Origin of the sequence: Haloferax marisrubri (assembly GCF_001469875.2) — an archaeon.
GTDB classification, from domain to species: Archaea; Halobacteriota; Halobacteria; order Halobacteriales; family Haloferacaceae; genus Haloferax; species Haloferax marisrubri.
The window spans coordinates 67084-84655 of record NZ_LOPW02000010.1 but is presented as its reverse complement, the minus strand read 5'-3'; the positions used below and the strand labels follow the sequence as shown (position 1 = coordinate 84655).

Genomic DNA, 17572 nt, shown 5'->3' with positions numbered 1-17572 from the left:
GCGGTCGGCTCAGTCCGCCGACGCGAGCGGGAGCGAGACGACGACGACCGTACCCGTGGGTTCGCTGTCCTCGAAGTGGACCTCGCCGCCGAACGAGTCGACCAGTTGGTGAACGAGATACAGACCGAGTCCGGTGCCGGTGCTCTCCAGACCCTTTTCGCCCTTGCCGAACACCACCGGTTTCCGCGCGTCGGGGATGCCCGTTCCGTCGTCGGCGATGCGGATGACCGCCGTCTCGGTATCGTCGTCCACGGCCGCTGAGATGGTGACGACGGTGTCGTCGTCGTTGTGCTGGACGGCGTTGTTGAGGAGGTTTCCGAGCACCGACGCGATGAGCGGGTTCGCGCGCACCGCCACGTCCGGAATCTCTCCGGCGACCTCGAACGTCGCGTGGGGGAACGCCTCGCGGCGGACCGCGATTTCCCGCTCGACGGCGTTCACGAGCGACATCGGGCGGGTTTCGACGCCGCCGCCGCTCATCGTCTCCATCAGGTCGCGGGCGACCTCGGTTATCTCGATGGTGTGGCGACCCGTCGAGAGAATGCGCGAGAGGATGTCCGCGCCCTCTCCGTCGACGTGTTCTCGGAGGAGCTCCGCCCAGCCGACGATGACAGCCATGTCGTTGCGGATGTCGTGGCGGACGATGCGGTTGAGCGCCTCCAGTTCGGCGTTCGTCCGTTCGAGTTCGCGCTCGCGGGTTCGGCGGGCGGTCACGTCCTGTATCGTCCCTCTGAGCGCCGCCACCCGCCCGTTTTGGATGACCGGCTCGCCCCGGTTGCGGACCCACAGCTCCGACCCCTCGGCGGTGACCAGTCGAAACTCGTCTTCCCACGGGACGCCCTCGGACCGACAGCGGTCCAACAGCTCGCGGACCCAGTCGCGCTCGTCAGGGACGTAGAACTCGATTGCGTCGTCGACCGTCGGCTCGTAGTCGAGCGGCACCTCGTGGATGCGCTTCGTCTGGTCGGTCCACGCCAGCGTGTCGGTCGTGAGGTCGAGTTCCCAGCCGCCGACCTTCGCGATGCGCTGGGTTCGTTCGAGGAAGTCGCGGTTCCGTTCGAGTTCGTCCTCTCGGGCCTTCTGGTCGGAGAGGCTCTGGAAGACGATGACGTTCCGGTCGCCTTCGAGAGACGTGATGGAGAACCGGACCGGAACGAGGTCGCCGTCGTCGGGCCGACGAATCGCCACCTCGCCTTGCCACTTGCCGTCGGCTTCGAGCGCGGGCGGTATCGTCCGCCGCAGGCGTTCGAGTTCCGACTCGTCGTGGAGGTGACCCCAGCCAGTCCCGAGCATCGACTCCGGGTCCGGACAACCGCAGATGTCGGCCGCGGTCTGGTTGACGTACACGTGTCGGCCGTCCTCGGTGATGGTGACGCCGGCGTCGACGGCGTCGACCGCGCCCTTGAACGCCTCGAGTTCGCGTTCGCGGCGGCGCTCTTCGGTTACGTCCTCGACCGTCGAGACGAGTCGGTCCCGCCCCGAAATCTCGGCGACGGTGAGGCTGACGCGAATCCAGACGGTGTCGCCCGACGCGTTCTCGATGGGCCACGTGAAGGCGTGCTCGCCCTCCTCGCGGGCGGTCTCGACCTCGTCGAGGGCGCGGTCGGCGTCGTAGCCGGGAACGTCCGCCGTGACGTGAGCGGGGGTCGTATCGATGACCGACGCGCGGTCGATACCGAGGATGTCCAGGTAGTGTTGGTTGATATCGACGAGTTCGAGCGTTTCGAGGTTGCGAACCGCGAGGCCGACGTTGACGGCCTCGAAGAGCGCGCGGTGGTCGAGCGACCCGACGGTGTTGCGGGCGGCGTCGTAGACGACGCGGCCGAGGTTGTCGAGGTCGTGTTCGTCGGGGGCCGGCCGCTCGAACGAGACGAGCGGCACGCCGTCGACGCGGAGTTTCGAGACGAGCGGTCTGCCCTCCGAGTCGGTGACCTTGGTCGAGACGACGAGACAGTCGATGCGACTTCGTTCGAGCACCGCGTGAACCGCGTCGAGACTGTCGGCAGTCGAGACGCGGACGTCGGTCGTGGCGTCGCCGACCGAACCGGGGAGTTCGGCCGCGAGACGCTCGCGAACGGCGGCGTCCCCGCTGACGACGAGGACGTTCAACCGACCAGGCATACCGGCGAGAGGACAGCGAGGTTCAAGTATGAACCGACAGCTGTCGGCGAAAAATCACGACTGAGGAGGGGAGTGAATGCCGCGTCCGCCCGCGTCGAAGATTCCAAAGTCAGGGCGACGCAAAGCGGCGGAATAGAAGCTTTGCCGGCGGCGGAGCCGAAGGCTCGAAGCGACAATCGACCTAAACGTGGAGTGCGTACTGTCACCTGTGAGGCGGACGCCACCGCCTCGGTGAACACCATGACGACGACAAACGACTCGACGCGACTCGCGGGCATCGTCCTGCTCGCGCTGGCCGCGCTGTTCGCGCTCCCCGTCCTCTTCGGGATGGCCGGCCTCGGCGGCGGCATGCCGATGGGATGGGGCGGCGGCTGGATGCACGACACGTGGATGCACGGCGGGACCGTCCCGTGGTGGATGTGGGGGATGGGACTGTTCGGTCAACTGCTCGTCCTCGCGGTCGTCGTCGGCGGGGGCGTCCTCCTGTTCCGCGCCCTGCGCGACGGGGGCGACGGAGGCGACGACGCGCTCGACGAACTCCGCCGGGCCTACGCCCGCGGCGATATCGACGACGAGGAGTTCGACCGCCGCCGCGAGCGACTCGAGCGCGACTGACGCGTCGAAAACCGAGAGAGTCGCCTCGTTGCAGGCGAAACGAAGGGGTTCGACCGAGCGGCGGTCGCGGGGGTCGGCGCTCGGCCGACCCATCGGAGAAAGTGCGCACGCTGACCGCAACGACTATAATTATTTAGGCCAACCTAAAACCATGGGTTCGGATTCATCTGATGGAAAGCTCCGCTCGTTCGTCGGTCGGTTCCGGTCGCAACGGACCCGACTCCGCGTGTCCGCGTGCGTCGCCGCGAGTCGGTCGATAGCGGTGCCGGACGACGACGAGCGCGCCTAAGGTCGAAACCGGAGTCTGACGGTCGCTTTTCAGCCGCTTCGCCGGCTGTCGCGCGTCTCAGACTTCGACCGTCGTTCCGATTTCGGGAGCCGCGGCCTCGTAGCCGTCGGCGCGTAGTTCCTCGGCGAACGCCGCACAGCGGTCGCCGTGGTTGACGAACACCGGGGCGTCGCGGTAGTCGTCGAGGAACGATAAGAGCCCGTGGCGGTCGGCGTGGGCGGAGAAGTCGTACATCTCGGCGCGGGCGGCCACCGGGACGACGCCGCCGTTGAGTTCGCACCGGCCGCGTTCGACCAGTTCCCTGCCCGGCGTCCCCTCGACCTGATAGCCGGTGAGACAGATTTTGTTCGTCGGGTCTCCCCGAATCTCGGGGATGTACGTCATCGCGGGTCCGCCCGAGAGCATCCCGCTCGTCGTCACGATGACCGAGTTCTGCCGGGCGATGCGCTTTCGCTGGCCGTCTCTGCCCGAGACGATTCGGGCGTTCGATTTCGCCCGCTTGAGCGCTCCCGCGTCGCGGACGTAGTCGGGGTGGTTTCTGAGCATCTTCAGCACGCGGGTCCCCATGCCGTCGACGTAGCAGTCGATGTCGTGGGCGTCGAGCACCATGAGAATCTCCTGCGTCCGGCCGATGGCGAACGCGGGGACGACGACGGTGCCGCCCTCCCAGACGGTCGTCCGCACCGACTCCACGAAGCGCTCTTCGACGGTCGCGCGGTCGTCGTGTTCCACGTCGGAGTAGGTGGACTCGCAGACGACCACGTCGGCGTCCGGGCGGTCGGTCGTGCCCGAGACCAACCGCTGGTCGTCGGTGTGGAAGTCGGCGGTGTAGAGCAGGCGGGTCTCCCCGTCGTCGACGAGGACGTGGGCGCTCCCGGGGATGTGGCCCGCGTTGTAGAACGTGACCTCGTGGCCGGCGGCCTCGAACGCCTCCCCGTAGTCGTGGTGTTCCGACTGCTGGGTCATCCGCCGGACGTGCGTCTCGGTGAACGGGCAGTTGTAGCTCCCGCCGTGGAGTTTGAGCGTGTCGCGCGCGAGCGTCCGAGCGAGTTCGTCGGTCGGCGGCGTCCAATGGACCGCCGGCCAGTCGTCGCCCGAGAGGAGCGAGGGGACCGTCCCGACGTGGTCGAGGTGGCCGTGCGAGACGACGACGGCGTCGGGGTCAACGGAGCCGACGGGGAACTGCGGGGGGTTCCCGGTCAACATCCCGTAATCGAGCAACAGCGAGTCGTTGACGAGAATCGCGCTGCGCCCGACTTCCTCGGCCCCGCCGAGGAACTGGAGTTTCATTGCCGGCAGTACCGACCGGAGGGGCTTTTGCTCGTCGGTCCCGCCGGAGTCCGCACTCGACGCTTTTCACGCCGGCCGCCGTCTCCCGAGGCGTGACCGGCTCCGAACCCGAATCCGACGCCGAGGGCGACACGGAACCCGAGGCCGAAACCGACCGCGACTCCCTCGAACGGCTGGTGACGGCGCTCCACGACCGACTCGCCGCGACGGCGACCCGGCCCGTCCGCGAGGACGCGAGCCGGTGGCTCGGCGAGGCGGAGGCCGTCGCGGGCGACCTCGCGGTCGGCCCGCTCCCGGACGACGAGGTGGTCCGGACGCGACTCGGCCACGTCGAACACCTGCTGTCGAACGTCGGCGAAACCGAAGACGAGGCGGCCGACGAACACGTCGCGTCGGCGCGGGCGGCGCTGGCCGACGCGCTGGCGATGCTCGGCGACGACGGCGGCGTGCGCGACGAGCGCGACGAAAGCGAGTGAGCGGCGCGGAAAGAGAGACGGAATCGTGACCGAGAGACGAGAACCGCGGGGACCGAGAGAGAACCCCGTTCCGGCCGGCGTTCAGTTCGAGAACCAGTCTCTCGCGGTGGACGCGAGGATAGAGAGGTCTTCGAACTTGAGCATGCGGAACATGGCGAGCGGACTGCCGCCGTTCGCGGCGTCCAACTGCTCGTTGGGGAGGCGGTGGAGGTCCGCGAGCAGTTTGTCGTAGCGCTCGTTGGAGGCGCGGTAGAGCATCTCCGTCATAAACAGGCGGTTTTTGACCTTTGGCGCGACCCGCTCGTGCCACAGTTGGTCGTAGACGGCGAGTTCGGACGCGGAGGTGTCGCGCTCGGAGTTCGTGAGCGCGCGGTCGGCAGTCGCGGCCGCGGCCCGGCCCGAGCGCATGCACTTGTCGATGCCCTCGCCCCACAGCGGGTCGACGGTCGGGACCGTATCCCCGATGGCCATGAAGTTGTCCGTGCTCATGCGACCCGGAAGTTGGATGTGCGCGGAGCCGCGGTGCTGTTTCCCCTCGATGCGCTCCGCGTTCGCGAAGCGCGGGTCGGTGTCGAGCCAGTACTGGAGGTAGTCGTCGATGGTGTAGCCCGACTTGGCGTTGTGGCGGTGTCCCTCGTTTTGGATGTAGCAGACGCCGACCTTCGCGGTGTCGCCGCCGGTGTGGAATATCCACGAGTAGCCGCCGGGCGCGATGTCGTGGTCGAGTCGGAGCATCATCGCGTCGGTGAGGTCGCCGTAGCCCTCGGGCGCGAGGTCCATGCCCTCGAACTCGAACTCGATGCCGATAGCCTGCTTTTGCCGGTCGAGGTCGCACACGTCGAGCGCCTTGGCGAGCGGTGCGCTCGGGCCCGTGGCGTCGATGACGATGTCGGCGTACACCTCTTTGTCGCCGTTGTACCGGACGCCGACGATTTCGCCACCCTCCATGATGGGCTTGGAGACGCGCGCGTCGAATCGGTACTCCGCGCCGTCGGCCGTCGCCGCGTCAACGAGCCAGTTCTTGAAGTCCGCGAACTCGAGGACCGCACCGGGTTGGTGCCGGTGGTAATAGTCGTTCGGGGACTCCAAGACAACGTCGTCGGTGAAGTTCATCACGACCTCGTCGGGGATGTTGAACGAGGCCATCGTCGACGGGAACGTCCCGGCGGTCGACTTGTTGCTTCTGGAGGGGAACTCGTCTTCGGACTCGGTTTCGAGGACGCACACGTCGTAGCCTCGGGCGGCGAGGTCTCGTGCCGCCTGTCCACCTGCAGGGCCCGCGCCTGCGATAATCACGTCGTAGTTGTCTGTCATTGTAGAGTAGGCATCACCGGTAGGGTTGGTCGTACGCGTTACACACCCTTTCTGTAACAAGCGTGTAATCTGCTTTGGTTTTGAACGGTCGGAGCGGCGGGAACGTTCGGCGGATTCCGACCGCTCTGGGGCGACAGATACATCGGAGAGACGACGGGCGAGGGAGGGCGCGACGCGTCGCTCGACCGGGAGAGAGACGGCGGCCACGTGGCCACAGAACGTCGCGCGGAGGCGGGGGTCAGGCTTTCGGGATGCGGCGGACTTGGAACTCGCGGTAGCCGCCGTAAGCGGCTTCGAGCGCCCCGAGCCACCAGTTCCAGCGCGTCGCGGGGCCGCCCTCGGGCGCGTCGCGCATGTTGCGGACGATTTCGTCGCCCGTGAGCGGCGCGCCGCGGTCGGCCTCGGCCTGCCCCGAGTCGGCGAGGTCGCGGGCCTGCCGCGCGACGACCCGGCGCTCCGCGTCCGTGCCCCCGAACTCGGCGAGCGCGTCGCGGAACGACTCCTCGTCGAAGGCGGGGTGGGCGTCACCGTGCCTGTCGGTGGGAATCACGACCGTATCTACGGGGGCCGTACCAAAGAAGGACTCGGCCGATTCGAACGGGTAAGAACCGTCGTTTTCGGGGAGCGAGCGACCGCCGGACGCGTTGTGACCGCGCTACGTCCACCACTCGCTGCGGCGCTCGTTGTACGTCGCGTTCCGGAACGGCTCCGGCTTTTCGTCGTCGGCTTCCGCGCCGAGGTAGTGGGCGGTCCAGTAGCCGACGTGCCAGCCGACGGCCTCGGTGTCGAGGTCGACGAGGATGACCCGGTAGCTGTTGTAGGTCTCTAGCGCCTCGTCGCCGTCGGGGTCGTAGCCGCTGGCGGCGGCACAGGAGACCGCGCCCGGGGCGCACGGCGAGGAGTCGGCGAAGGAGATGCGCACCTCGGCGTCCGCGGGGTCGTCCACGTAGGTGTAGGTGAGGTTGTCGGTCATGCCCGGCGCGCCGTCGGCGAAGTAATCGAGCGCGTGGCGGACCTGCTCGCGGGCCGCGTCGGGGTCCGAGGCGTTCGTGTCGTCGATGTAGACCGTGAAGTTCGGGTCGTCCCACGGGAACGCCTTCTCGGTCGCGTTCGTCCGCGGGGTCGTATAGAGGATACCCGTGGCGTTCATCAGGGCCGCCGGCTCGTCGCCGTGGGCGAGACCGAGCGTGTGCCCCAGTTCGTGTTCGATGATTTCGACCGTCGAGTCGTCGCTGAACCCGGTTCGGACGTAGACGGTCTCGGGGCGGTCAATCTGCCGCTCGCGGGTGATGTAGGGCGCACAGCCGACCGCGTCGGCCTGCCCGCTACACTCGGGAATGGTGTCCGAAAACCGGACCACCATGTCCGGGTCGGAGGCGTTGGCGTCCACCTCGTAGTCGACTTCGTAGCCGAGGTAGCGCGCGTCGTTCGCCTCCCAGAACGTCGTCGCCTCGCTCACGAGCGTGGCGTAGTCGCGGCCGTCGTCCGGGGCGTCGACGGCGACGACGACGGGGTCAGAGCCCCACGGACCGTAGCCGGACGCTGGCGTGAACGTCTCGGTCGGTTCGGGTGTCGGCGACGCGGTGGGCGTGGCCGTCTCGGTCGGGGTTGTTTCCGGGCGGGCGGTCGTCGGGGCCGCGGTCGTCGCCGTCGGCGACTCGGTCGTCGGAGTGGACACCGCAGTCGTCGCAGTCGTCGCAGTCGTCGCGTCGTCTCCCGGCGACACCGGAGCGGCACAGCCGGCGAGGACGACGAGCGCCGCGACGAGGAGGGTCGAACCGCGCATACCGAGACTGCGGCGGCGAACGGTCAAGAGCGTTTCCCGACGGCCCGGTCGGTGATTCGGGTGGGCGGTTCGGGCGCTCGGTCGGCCGGGGCGACCGACATCGCGCTCGCCCGACAGCGCGGCCGCTCAGGCGTTCGAAAGCGGCTGAGAGGAGTAAGCCCCCTTCTGTTCGTCCCAGCATTCGGCTCAGCGTCCGCGTCCTTCTCGGGGCGAGCCCCGAGGGCGCGACGGGCGAACCCGACGCGCCGTCCGAACTACCTTCGCGGCGCGGACTTGCACCGGTGAGGATTCGCCGTTCCATCCGTTCTCGACCGTCGAAGATGGCGAAGCCATCTCGCTCCCTCTGCGGGTTAACTCCCTCCCCTTACGGGTCGGTTCGCTCGCGGCCATGACGGCCGCGACGGCGACGGCGGGGCCGTCGCGCGCGCATCATCGGTCGGGTCGAGCGGTCTCGTTTCTGTTCCAGCGCCAGCCGTCTCCGACTCCGGGCTTGCGCCCGGTCACCTGTCCGGACGGTGGGGGGACTTTCCTCATGCCCGTCTCGGGCACGGGAACTGGGCTCTCTCTGCCGACCTACCCTAGTCCAGTCCGTCGGATAAGCGGTTCGATTAACGGGGTCATACGTGGGTTTAGTCGCCCGTTATGTGGCACTTAATCTACATAACAAGCGGATAACATTCGAGGGAAGCGTTGAAGTCACCACAGGACTTGAATAATAATATGTCCGAGGCGCAGACCGTACACCTCACCTACGAGGATGGGGCGCGGGCGGTCGAACTAGCGCGGGAATCGGTCGAATCGTACGTTCTTCACGGACAGAGAGAACAACCGGGCAGCATGCGCGACGCGTTTTACGCCCGAACCGGGGCGTTCGTCCGCATCAAGTCGACACGTGGGCGCGGTCGACTGCGGGGCTGTGCGGGCGCATATCGGGGGAAAGACCAACTCGGTCACGCCATCGTCGACGCGGCCATCAAGGCCGCGTCGGGCGACTCGTGCCAGACCGAAATCGAAGCACCCGAACTCCCGAATCTGAACATCTCTGTTTGCATCGTCAACAATTACACGCTGACTAACGACCCAGTCGCAGACATCGAGCTCGGTACTCACGGAGTCGCCATCGACGCCGGCGGCACCCACGGCTGGATGTATCCGACGCTCCCCATCGAACTCGGCTGGTCGAAAGAAGAGTTCCTCACGAACGCCTGCCGCAAGGCCGGCCTGTCGCCGCTGGCGTGGCAGGACGAAGACACCATGATTACCCTGTTCGAAGGGCAGGTCTTCCGCGAGCGCGACGACGGCGGAAGCGTCGAAGCGCTGTAAGTCGTCGCGGCGACGACGCGACTCCTTGGGGGGAAACCTAACTGGCGAGCGACGGCTCCGAGCGTCGCCGGAGAACGAGCGCGCGTTCTTACTCGTCGCCGAAGCCGACCAACTCGGCGTCTTCTCTGGCCCGCGTCGCGGCCGCGTCGATGTCGAAATCGAACTCCGAGACGACCTCGCCGTCGCGGATGAGCGGTTCGAGGAGCGACTCGCCGTCGGTCGGGCCGGGTCGCCCGCGGAGGCCGACGTGATGGCCGCCGTCGGCCGTGCGGAAGACCTCTTTGACGCCCGAGAGCTTGCCCCGCTTGGCCGCGGGTTCGCCGTTGACCTCGACGATGTCGAGCGCGAAGTCAACCGGGTTGGCGTTCGAGATGTAGCCGCCGACGCCGAAGCCCTCGACCACGTCGCGGAGGTGCCGGAGTTCGGCCGGACCGAGGCCGCCGCTCACGAAGATGCCCACGTCCTCGTGGCCGCGGGCGTCGAGTTCCCAGCGGACCTCGCGGACGATGTGGCGGAAGTCGCCGCGGCGCGAGGAGGTGGTGTCGAGGCGGACGCTGTCGAGGTCGTCGCCGAGCGTCTCGACCGCCTGCAGGACTTCCTCGGTCTCGTCGCCGTAGGTGTCACAGAGGGCGACCCGCGGCACGTCCTCGGCGACCGCCTCGTCGAAGGCGCGGAACGCCTCGGCCTGATTGCCGCGCCCGAAGGCGATGAGGAGCGCGTGGGGCATCGTCCCCGACGCCTCCTTCCCGAGAATCTCGCCGGCGGCGACGTGCGAGAAGCCGTCGAGGCCGGCGACGAGGGCGCTCCGCTCGATCATCGCGGCGATGGAGGGATGGACGTGCCGCGCGCCGAACGAGAGGACAGTCGAGTCGGGAGCCGCCGAGCGGGCTTCGAGGGCGGCCGTCGCACAGCCCGACGCGTGCGAGAGGAAGCCGAGCAGCGAGGTTTCGAGCCGGGCGAATTCGAGGTAGTCGCCCTCGATTCGCATCACGGGGCCGCCGTCGAACAGCAGGCCCTCGGGCATGGCGTCGACGTCGATATCGCGGCCGGAGAGCAGTTCGGCGGCGTCCTTCACGCCGGCGAACAGCTCGAAATCGCCGTCGGGGAACTGGTCGGCCGTCACCTCGGCGACGACGCGGGGGTTCTTGCCCGCGTGTCGGAGGGTCGCCTCGGTCCGCTCGAAGTAGGCGTCGGTCGCGACGCCGTCGCGGATGGCCTCGGGACCGACGATATCGAAGTCACTCATTGGCGCGGATTCCACCCGGCCGATGAAAAAGGTGTATAATCGGTCACGTGCGTCGAAGACGAATTTTCTTCAACGGGTCAGCAGACGGCGACCCAGGGACGAGACTGTCCCGGTCTTTCGACTCCCGGGTGTTCGGCGGACACATCCGGCCCGTCACCCGTCACTCCCGACTGTGAACCTCGTCTAACTGCTCCACCGTCGGCGCGTTGACGATGGTGACGGTGTTCCCCTCCCTCGTCACGCGGTAGGCGTCCGCGAAGGGACCGTCGTCGACGAGATAGGTGTTCTCGCCCGCGTACGACCCGCCGAGTCGGAGCCGCAGCGTGTAGGTCACGTAGGCCCGCTCGAACTGCTCGGCGTCAGCCTCGGTGTCCCAGACCGTCCGCCAGACGTAGCCGCGCTCGTGGGGGTTCGCCTCGTAGCTCTCGTCCGACGCCGGGCGGTAGGGAACCACCGCGTCGCCGGCCCAGCCCTTGGAGGGGCCGGCCGTGTAGTTGTACGGCGAGTACGCGCCGGTGTCCTGTTGGAGTCGCGCCCGGTCGATGGCGCGGTGCTTCCAGAACGTGGCGAAGATGGACGCCTCGCCGACCGTGTCGGCGACGGGGTCGGTGTCGTAGCGCGTCCACGCGGCCGACGACCGGTCTTCGACCGTCACCTCGACCGGGCGCTCGTCGGGGTACCGCTTCGGGTGGAGAATCTGCTCGGTCGAGGCCGGACGGTCGGCGTAGGCGTCGTCGACGGCCGCCCAGCCGCCGCGCTCGCGCAGGTCCGAGACGAACGTCGCCCCCTCGCTGTAGGGTGCGTAGATGGTCAGGAACACCGGGTAATCGTACGAGCCGCTTCCCGAGCCGCTGGCCGGCGGCCGGGGAACGCAGTCCCAGTCGGCCGCACAGCGCTCCTCGTACAGCCGGTCGACGTAGCGGGCGTCGCCTTCGACCAGCCCGCTCTCGGCGAGTTGGGCGTCCTGCGTCGACGGCGAACCGTCCAGCCCGAACTGCTGGTCCTGCAGGGCGTGGTGGAGTTCGTGGGCGAGCGTCCGCCGGTCGATGGTCGGCTGGTCGTCGTCGCTCACGATGACGATTCGGTCCTCGGAGGGCGAGTAGTAGCCGAGCACCGCGCCGCCGTACAGTTCGTCGAACACCTCGTCGATGGTCCGGTCCTCGCCGACTAACAACAGCGCCTCCCACACCTGGTCGTTCCAGTCGCTGTGGACCGGGTCCGCGGGCTCGTCCGATTGGTTTCGGTACTCGGCGCGGGAGATGACTTCGACCGGCACGGACTCCTCGAACTCCAGTTCGCGGACGACCTCGACGCGGGCCATCGTCCGAGCGACGAACGCCTCGCGCTCGGTCGCGTTCAGGCCGTCGGACTGGTTGACCGCGATGGACTCGTTGTACCAGTAGCCGGCCTCCCAGCCCAGTCGGTCGGTCGGCGGGTCGTCGGGCCACGACCAGTCGTCGGCCGGGTCCGCGGTCCCGTCCGCCTCGTTGGACGCGTCTCCCGCGGCGTCGGGGTCGGCGACGGGAGCGGCACAGCCGGCGACGACGAGGAGAAGGGCGGAGAGAACGGCGGCGAGGCGACGGCGATTCATAGCGGGTGCAGGGGCGGAAGACGAAAAAGCGTCTCGGCGCGGGGGTTACGACGCGAGCCCCGGCCGAATCTCGTCCACGTCGGCGGGTGCCGGGCCGTTGACGATGACGACGCGGTCACCGGTGCGGACGACCCGGAAGGCGTCGTTGAACGAGCCGTCCTCGATGACGTAGATGCCGTCGTCACGCTGGGTGGCGTCGTGGGCGCTGAGGATGTTCAGGTAGGCGTCGTGGAACTCCTGTGCGTCGCCGTCGGTGTCCCACTCGGTCACCCAGACGTAGCCGTACTCGGTCTCCGCGCCGGCCTCGTTACGGTAGGGGAACAGGCGGTCGTTCGCCCAGCCGTTCGACGGCGCGGCGTCGTAGTTGTACGTGTCGTACTCCGAGGTCGTGTCGAGGATGGACTGGACGCGGACGGTCTCCGCGCCGGACGTGCGAGCCTGATACCAGAACATCGAGAACATCGACGCCTCGCCGACCGTGTCGGAGCCCTCGACGCCCTGACCGGGGAAGGTGGTCCAGCCGTTCGTCCCCTCGTCGGCGAAGGAGATGGGACGCGGCGACTCGTCGGTCACGTGGATGGTCTGTTCGGAGGACACCGGCGGGTTGCGAAGGGCGTCGTTGACGGCCTCCCAGCCGCCCTGTTCGTACAGGTCGTGAACGTAGACCGGGCCGTCGGAGTACGGCTGGTAGATAGTGAGCAGGATGCCGAGGTTCGGGCCGCCGCCGCCCGACCCGCCGCCGGAGCCGCCCGCGGCGGGCGTGACGACGCAGTCCCACGTGCCGGCCGCGCACTGGTCGACGTACTGCTGTTCGACGTATCTGGCGTCGCCCTCGACGATGCCGTCGATGGCGAGGTCGCCGTCCTGCGTCTCGCCGCGGAAGCGGGCGTCGGTCAGGTCGAAGTGCTGGTCCTGCAGGGCGTGGACCAGTTCGTGGACGAGCGTGGTGTTGTCGATGGTCGGCTCGTCGGTCGAGTCGGTGACGATTTTGATCTCGTCGGCGGACGGCGAGTAGAACCCGAGGACCGAACTGCCGGTCGTCTCGGAGATGGCGCTCGCGCTTCCGGTCGATTCACCGGTGATGAACAGCGCCTCCCACACCTGGTCGTTCCAGCGGTTGAACTCGGAGTCGGCCGGCCCGGAGTTGTTGGCGCTGTCGCTCCGGTAGTCGTCGCGGGAGATGACGTTCACGGGGACGCGCTCGTCGAACTCCAACTGCCGGAGGTGTTCGACGCGGGCCATCCCGCGGGCGACGTACGCATCCATCTCGGAGTCGTTGAGGCCGTCGGACTGGTCGACGGCGATGGGCTCGTCGTACCAGTAGCCGTCCTCCCAGCCGAGCACGTCCTGGTCGGGGTCGGCGAATCCTTCTCTGTCCGGGTCGGGCGTCGCGGGTTGCGCGTCGCCGCCGGGCGCGGCCGTGGGAGCGGCACAGCCGGCGAGAACCAAGAGTAGGGCGGCGAAAACGGCGCGGAGACCGGGCGTTCGCATACCGTATCCTTGGACTCCGGAGTGAAGTACCTTGTCGGGGTCGAGCGTCGAATCGCCCCGTCGCGTACTGTTTTGGTCGTCCCGGCGCAACTCACGCGCATGGCACTCGACCCGAACCGAGCCGCGGTGGTCGTCGTCGACATGCAGAACGGCTTTTGCCACCCCGACGGGAGCCTGTTCGCACCGGGGAGCGAATCAGCAATCGAGCCCGTCACCGACCTGGTCGACGCCGCCCGCGACGCCGGCGCGCGCGTCGTCTACACCCGCGACGTGCACCCGCCGGAGCAGTTCGACGGCAACCACTACTACGACGAGTTCGAGCGCTGGGGCGAACACGTCGTCGAGGGGACGTGGGACGCCGACCTCCACGGCGACCTCGACGTGCGCGACGAGGACCTCGTCGTCGAGAAGCACACCTACGACGCGTTCTACCAGACGCAACTAGAGGGGTGGCTCGACAGCCACGGCGTGGACGACCTGCTCATCTGCGGCACGCTGGCGAATGTCTGCGTCCTCCACACCGCCGGGAGCGCCGGCCTGCGGGACTACCGACCGATTCTCGTCACCGACGCGCTCGGCTACATCGAAGCGGAACACAAGGAGTACGCCGTCGACCACGCCGACTGGCTGTTCGGCGAGACGACGACGCTCGCGGACGTGACGTTCGAGTAGGCCGGCGGCCCCGCCGGGAGCGAGCGGAGCCTCGACTCCGGCCCCGACTCCGGCCCCAACGCTGACCGCGCCTTCGGCCGCGTCTCACTCCCGAAAGAGCCGGTACGCGCCCTGTCCGGTGGCGACGGCGTCGTTCCAGTCGCTCGACGGCGACTGCCGGGCGGCCACGTCCGAGTCCTCCTCGGGGTCGGTGCTGACGACGGTGATGGTGCTCACGCCGACCGACCCGCCGGCGCGGACGACCTCCGCGACCGCGGTCAGGTCGCCCGACGCCCGCCGCAGGTAGTTCACGTTGAGGTTGATGGTGGCGACGCCGCCGGCGAGCGGGTCGTCGAGCATCGTCCGGAGGGCGATGCCGCCCGCGGTGTCGATGAGCGTCGCCGCGATGCCGCCGTGGATGGTCGGCGGCGACACGGTGTTGGTGAGCTTTTCGTCGTACGGGATGGTCATCACGATGCGGCCGCGCTCGATGGCGCCGACCCGGGTGTTGAGCCACGACAGGTAGCCGTGTTCGTCCTCGATGTGCCGCTGGACGATTGCCGCGGCCTCGGCGGGAAAGTCGTCGGACATGTCACGAACGAGTGTGTCAAATAGTATGTAACCGACGGTCGGTGTCGGGGGCGTCGGACACTCGTCAGGTTGGTATCACGTGAGATATATACAGTTTCCCGGACTGATACTGGTATGAGCGATTCCCGCGTCGTGCTCGTCGACGAGTGCCCAGACGGCCTCGTCGAGGCCGTCGAGCGACGCGGCTTCACGACCGAGACGTGCGAGGGACCGGACGCGGCGTTCGACGCCCTGGACGACGGGGTCGGCGGCGTCGTCCTCTGCGGCGACGTCGACACCGAGTTCGTCTCCCGCATCCGCGACCGAGTCGGCGTCGTCCCGGTCTTCTTTCTCGTCACCCACGGAACCGCGAGCGCCGGCGGGTCGGCCCACGGGAGCGGGGCCATCGTCGTCGGTCTGCCAAGGACGAAGAAGGCGACCGCCGCGGTCGCCGCGCGAATCGAGCGCACCATCGAGTTCTCCCGGTGGGCGTCGAGCGGGCGGGACTCGGACTCGCTGTACCGGACCGTCGTCGAGCAGAGCCACGACGCCATCTTCATCGCGCAGGACGGCGACTTCCGCTTTTGGAACCGCCGGCTGACCGAACTCACCGGCCGAAGCGACGACGAACTCGCCGAGACCGCGCTTCTCGACGTCATCCACCCCGACGACCGGGAGAAAGTCAGCCGCATCTCCGAGACGCGGCGGCGGGGCGGCGACGCGCCCGTGAGCTACGAGGTCCGCCTCGTCGACGCCGAGGGCGGCGTCCGCGAGTGCGCGGCGAACGTCAAGGACATCGAGTACCACGGCTCGTACGGCGTCCTCGTCTCGATGCGTGACGTGACCGAACAGCGCGCCACGGAGGCGCAGTTCCGCGGTCTCGTGGAGTTGGCGCGCGACCTCGTGACCCTCGTCGGGACCGACGGCCGAATCAAGTACCAGAGCCCCTCCGTCACCGACGTGCTCGGGTTCGAGCCCGGCGAACTGGTCGGCAGGCGCGTCGCCGACCTGATTCACCCCGACGACTGGGAGCACGTCGAGGCCGTCTTCGACCACGCGCTCCAGACGGGGGCCGACGGGACCGAGGCCGTCCGGTACCGCCACCGGAACGCCGAGGGGTCGTGGACGTGGCTCGAGTCCGTGGGGAGCAATCAGGCGGACACCTCCGTCGGCGGGTTCGTCGTCACCTCGCGGAACGTGACCGAACAGCGGAGCTACGAACAGCGGCTCAAGCGGTACGAGACCATCGTCGAGAGCATCGGACAGGGCGCGTACGTGGTCGACGAGTCCGGCGTGGTCCAGTTCATCAACGAGACCGCGCTGTCGCGGACGACCATCCCCATGTCGGCGTTCGTCGGCCGGCACATCTCCGCGCTCCGCGACGCCGGCTATCTCGCCGACGAATACTACGAGCGCGCCGAGGCCGCCCTCGACGCCATTCTCGACGGCGAGAGCACCCGCGAGCGGTTCGAAATCGAGCTGTCGCTCCCCGAGAAGAACTACGTGGTCGAGTTCACCGTCTCGCCCATCGTCGGCGACGACGACGAGGTCGTGGGCGCGGTCGGCATCTCGACGGACGTCACGGCCCGAAAGCGGTACGAGCAGCGGCTCAACGCGCTCCACGCCTCGACCCGGCGGCTGACCGGGGCGACGAACCGCGAGGAGGTCGCCGAAATCGTCCGCGAGGCCGCCACGGAGGTCCTCGACTACGCGATTAGCGGCGTTCTCCTGTACGACGAGTCGCTGGACGCGCTCGTCCCGACGGCGTTCACGGACGAGGCGTGGGCGGTGTTCGGCGACGTGCCGCCCATTCCGCGGGGGGCCGGTCTGACGTGGGAGGTGTTCGAGCGCGGCGAGCACAACCTCTACCGGGACGTGGGCTCGAACCCGCGGCGGTTCGTCCTCGACGCCGGGGTCAAAGAGGAACTCATCGTCCCGATTCCCGACCACGGCGTGTTCTTCGTCGCTTCCCTCGGCGATGACTCGCTGGCCGACCAGCGCATCGCGTTGGCGAAGGTGCTGGCCGCCAACACCCGCGCGGTGTTGGACCGGGTCGAACGCGAACAGCTCCTGCGGCGGCGCGAACGCGAACTCGCCAGCCAGAACGAACAGCTCGAATCGTTCGCGTCGGTCGTCTCTCACGACCTCAAGAACCCGCTGAACGCGGCGATGGGCTATCTCGAACTCGCCCGCGAGCAGTACGACGGCGACGAACTGGACCGGGTCGCGGCCGCCCACGACCGGATGGCCGGCATCGTCGAGGACGTGTTGGCGCTCGCGCGCAACGGCCAGACGGTCGAGGAGGCCGAGCGACTGTCGCTCGGGTCCGTCGCCGAGGCGGCGTGGACGACCGCCGCGAGCGACGCGCCGGAAGCGACGCTCGTCGTCGACGGCGAAATCTCGGTCAACGCCCACCGCGGGCGGCTCAGACAGCTCCTCGAGAACCTCTTTTCGAACGCGATTCGCCACGGCGGCGACGAGGTGACCGTCGGGGTCGGCCCCCTCGACGACCGCGCCGGGTTCTACGTCGAAGACGACGGTCCGGGGATTCCGCCGGACGACCGCCCCCGCATCTTCGAGGCGGGCTACACCACGAGTTCCGAGGGGACCGGCTTCGGGCTCAGCGTCGTCATGAGCGTCGTGAACGCCCACGGCTGGAGCGTCTGGTTCGTCGAGAGCGACGACGGCGGCGCGCGGTTCGAAATCACGACCGAGAGCAACCGCTGACGGCCTCGGAAGCGACCGCTGACGGGACGGGAGTGTCGCCGCCGGCGGCAACACTAATTGCGGGTCGTCCGAACGGAGCGCC

General features: G+C 68.3%; 15 protein-coding genes and 1 other RNA gene. 6 read left to right on the top strand and 10 right to left on the bottom strand.

Going from position 1 to position 17572, the window contains the following annotated elements:
* Positions 1-9: 9 nt before the first annotated feature.
* On the bottom strand, positions 10-2121 hold the full coding sequence (locus AUR65_RS07590) for a PAS domain-containing sensor histidine kinase (RefSeq protein ID WP_058566264.1): 2112 nt from the start codon (positions 2119-2121) through the stop codon (positions 10-12).
* 240 nt (positions 2122-2361) lie between these two features.
* On the opposite strand from AUR65_RS07590, the gene AUR65_RS07585 reads away from it, so the two are divergent.
* Positions 2362-2736, top strand: coding sequence for an SHOCT domain-containing protein (locus tag AUR65_RS07585; protein WP_058566365.1), 375 nt, complete (start codon positions 2362-2364; stop codon positions 2734-2736).
* A gap of 151 nt (positions 2737-2887) precedes the next feature.
* Complete coding sequence (locus tag AUR65_RS19905; protein ID WP_199180573.1) at positions 2888-3025, top strand: hypothetical protein; 138 nt, start codon at positions 2888-2890, stop codon at positions 3023-3025.
* Positions 3026-3082: 57 nt separating this feature from the next.
* On the opposite strand, the gene AUR65_RS07580 is transcribed toward AUR65_RS19905, so the two are convergent.
* Positions 3083-4315, bottom strand: a complete 1233-nt coding sequence (locus AUR65_RS07580) for an MBL fold metallo-hydrolase (RefSeq protein WP_058566263.1) — start codon at positions 4313-4315, stop codon at positions 3083-3085.
* Between the two features lie 92 nt (positions 4316-4407).
* Here AUR65_RS07580 and AUR65_RS07575 point away from each other — a divergent pair, with 92 nt between their 5' ends.
* Entirely contained in the window at positions 4408-4791 is a 384-nt protein-coding gene (locus AUR65_RS07575) for a hypothetical protein (protein WP_058566262.1), read from the top strand.
* 81 nt (positions 4792-4872) lie between these two features.
* On the opposite strand, the gene AUR65_RS07570 is transcribed toward AUR65_RS07575, so the two are convergent.
* The 4 genes from AUR65_RS07570 to rnpB form a co-directional block, all read right to left on the bottom strand.
* Entirely contained in the window at positions 4873-6105 is a 1233-nt protein-coding gene (locus tag AUR65_RS07570; RefSeq protein ID WP_058566261.1) for a digeranylgeranylglycerophospholipid reductase, read from the bottom strand.
* A 238-nt stretch (positions 6106-6343) separates the two neighbouring features.
* A complete protein-coding gene (locus AUR65_RS07565) occupies positions 6344-6655 on the bottom strand; it encodes a hypothetical protein (protein WP_058566260.1) in 312 nt (103 codons plus the stop codon).
* 105 nt (positions 6656-6760) lie between these two features.
* On the bottom strand, positions 6761-7891 hold the full coding sequence (locus AUR65_RS07560) for a zinc metalloprotease (RefSeq protein ID WP_058566259.1): 1131 nt from the start codon (positions 7889-7891) through the stop codon (positions 6761-6763).
* Between the two features lie 142 nt (positions 7892-8033).
* Positions 8034-8461, bottom strand: an RNA gene (gene rnpB / locus AUR65_RS07555) — RNase P RNA component.
* 150 nt (positions 8462-8611) lie between these two features.
* Between rnpB and AUR65_RS07550 the strand changes: the two genes are divergently transcribed.
* Complete coding sequence (locus AUR65_RS07550; RefSeq protein WP_058566258.1) at positions 8612-9214, top strand: TIGR00296 family protein; 603 nt, start codon at positions 8612-8614, stop codon at positions 9212-9214.
* A gap of 88 nt (positions 9215-9302) precedes the next feature.
* On the opposite strand, the gene AUR65_RS07545 is transcribed toward AUR65_RS07550, so the two are convergent.
* The 3 genes from AUR65_RS07545 to AUR65_RS07535 form a co-directional block, all read right to left on the bottom strand.
* The gene (locus tag AUR65_RS07545; RefSeq protein WP_058566257.1) at positions 9303-10460 is read right to left on the bottom strand and encodes a nicotinate phosphoribosyltransferase; all 1158 of its coding nucleotides are present in this window, start codon (positions 10458-10460) and stop codon (positions 9303-9305) included.
* A 160-nt stretch (positions 10461-10620) separates the two neighbouring features.
* On the bottom strand, positions 10621-12051 hold the full coding sequence (locus AUR65_RS07540; RefSeq protein ID WP_058566256.1) for an Hvo_1808 family surface protein: 1431 nt from the start codon (positions 12049-12051) through the stop codon (positions 10621-10623).
* Between the two features lie 45 nt (positions 12052-12096).
* Complete coding sequence (locus AUR65_RS07535) at positions 12097-13542, bottom strand: Hvo_1808 family surface protein (RefSeq protein ID WP_058566255.1); 1446 nt, start codon at positions 13540-13542, stop codon at positions 12097-12099.
* 99 nt (positions 13543-13641) lie between these two features.
* Here AUR65_RS07535 and AUR65_RS07530 point away from each other — a divergent pair, with 99 nt between their 5' ends.
* The gene (locus AUR65_RS07530; protein ID WP_058566254.1) at positions 13642-14214 is read left to right on the top strand and encodes a cysteine hydrolase family protein; all 573 of its coding nucleotides are present in this window, start codon (positions 13642-13644) and stop codon (positions 14212-14214) included.
* A gap of 84 nt (positions 14215-14298) precedes the next feature.
* Here the strand turns inward: AUR65_RS07530 and AUR65_RS07525 are convergent, their stop codons facing one another.
* Positions 14299-14784 carry a PaaI family thioesterase gene (locus AUR65_RS07525; RefSeq protein WP_058566253.1) on the bottom strand — a complete coding sequence of 162 codons (486 nt, stop codon included), beginning with the start codon at positions 14782-14784 and terminating at the stop codon, positions 14299-14301.
* Positions 14785-14898: 114 nt separating this feature from the next.
* Between AUR65_RS07525 and AUR65_RS07520 the strand changes: the two genes are divergently transcribed.
* Entirely contained in the window at positions 14899-17490 is a 2592-nt protein-coding gene (locus AUR65_RS07520; protein WP_058566252.1) for a PAS domain S-box protein, read from the top strand.
* Positions 17491-17572: the final 82 nt, after the last annotated feature.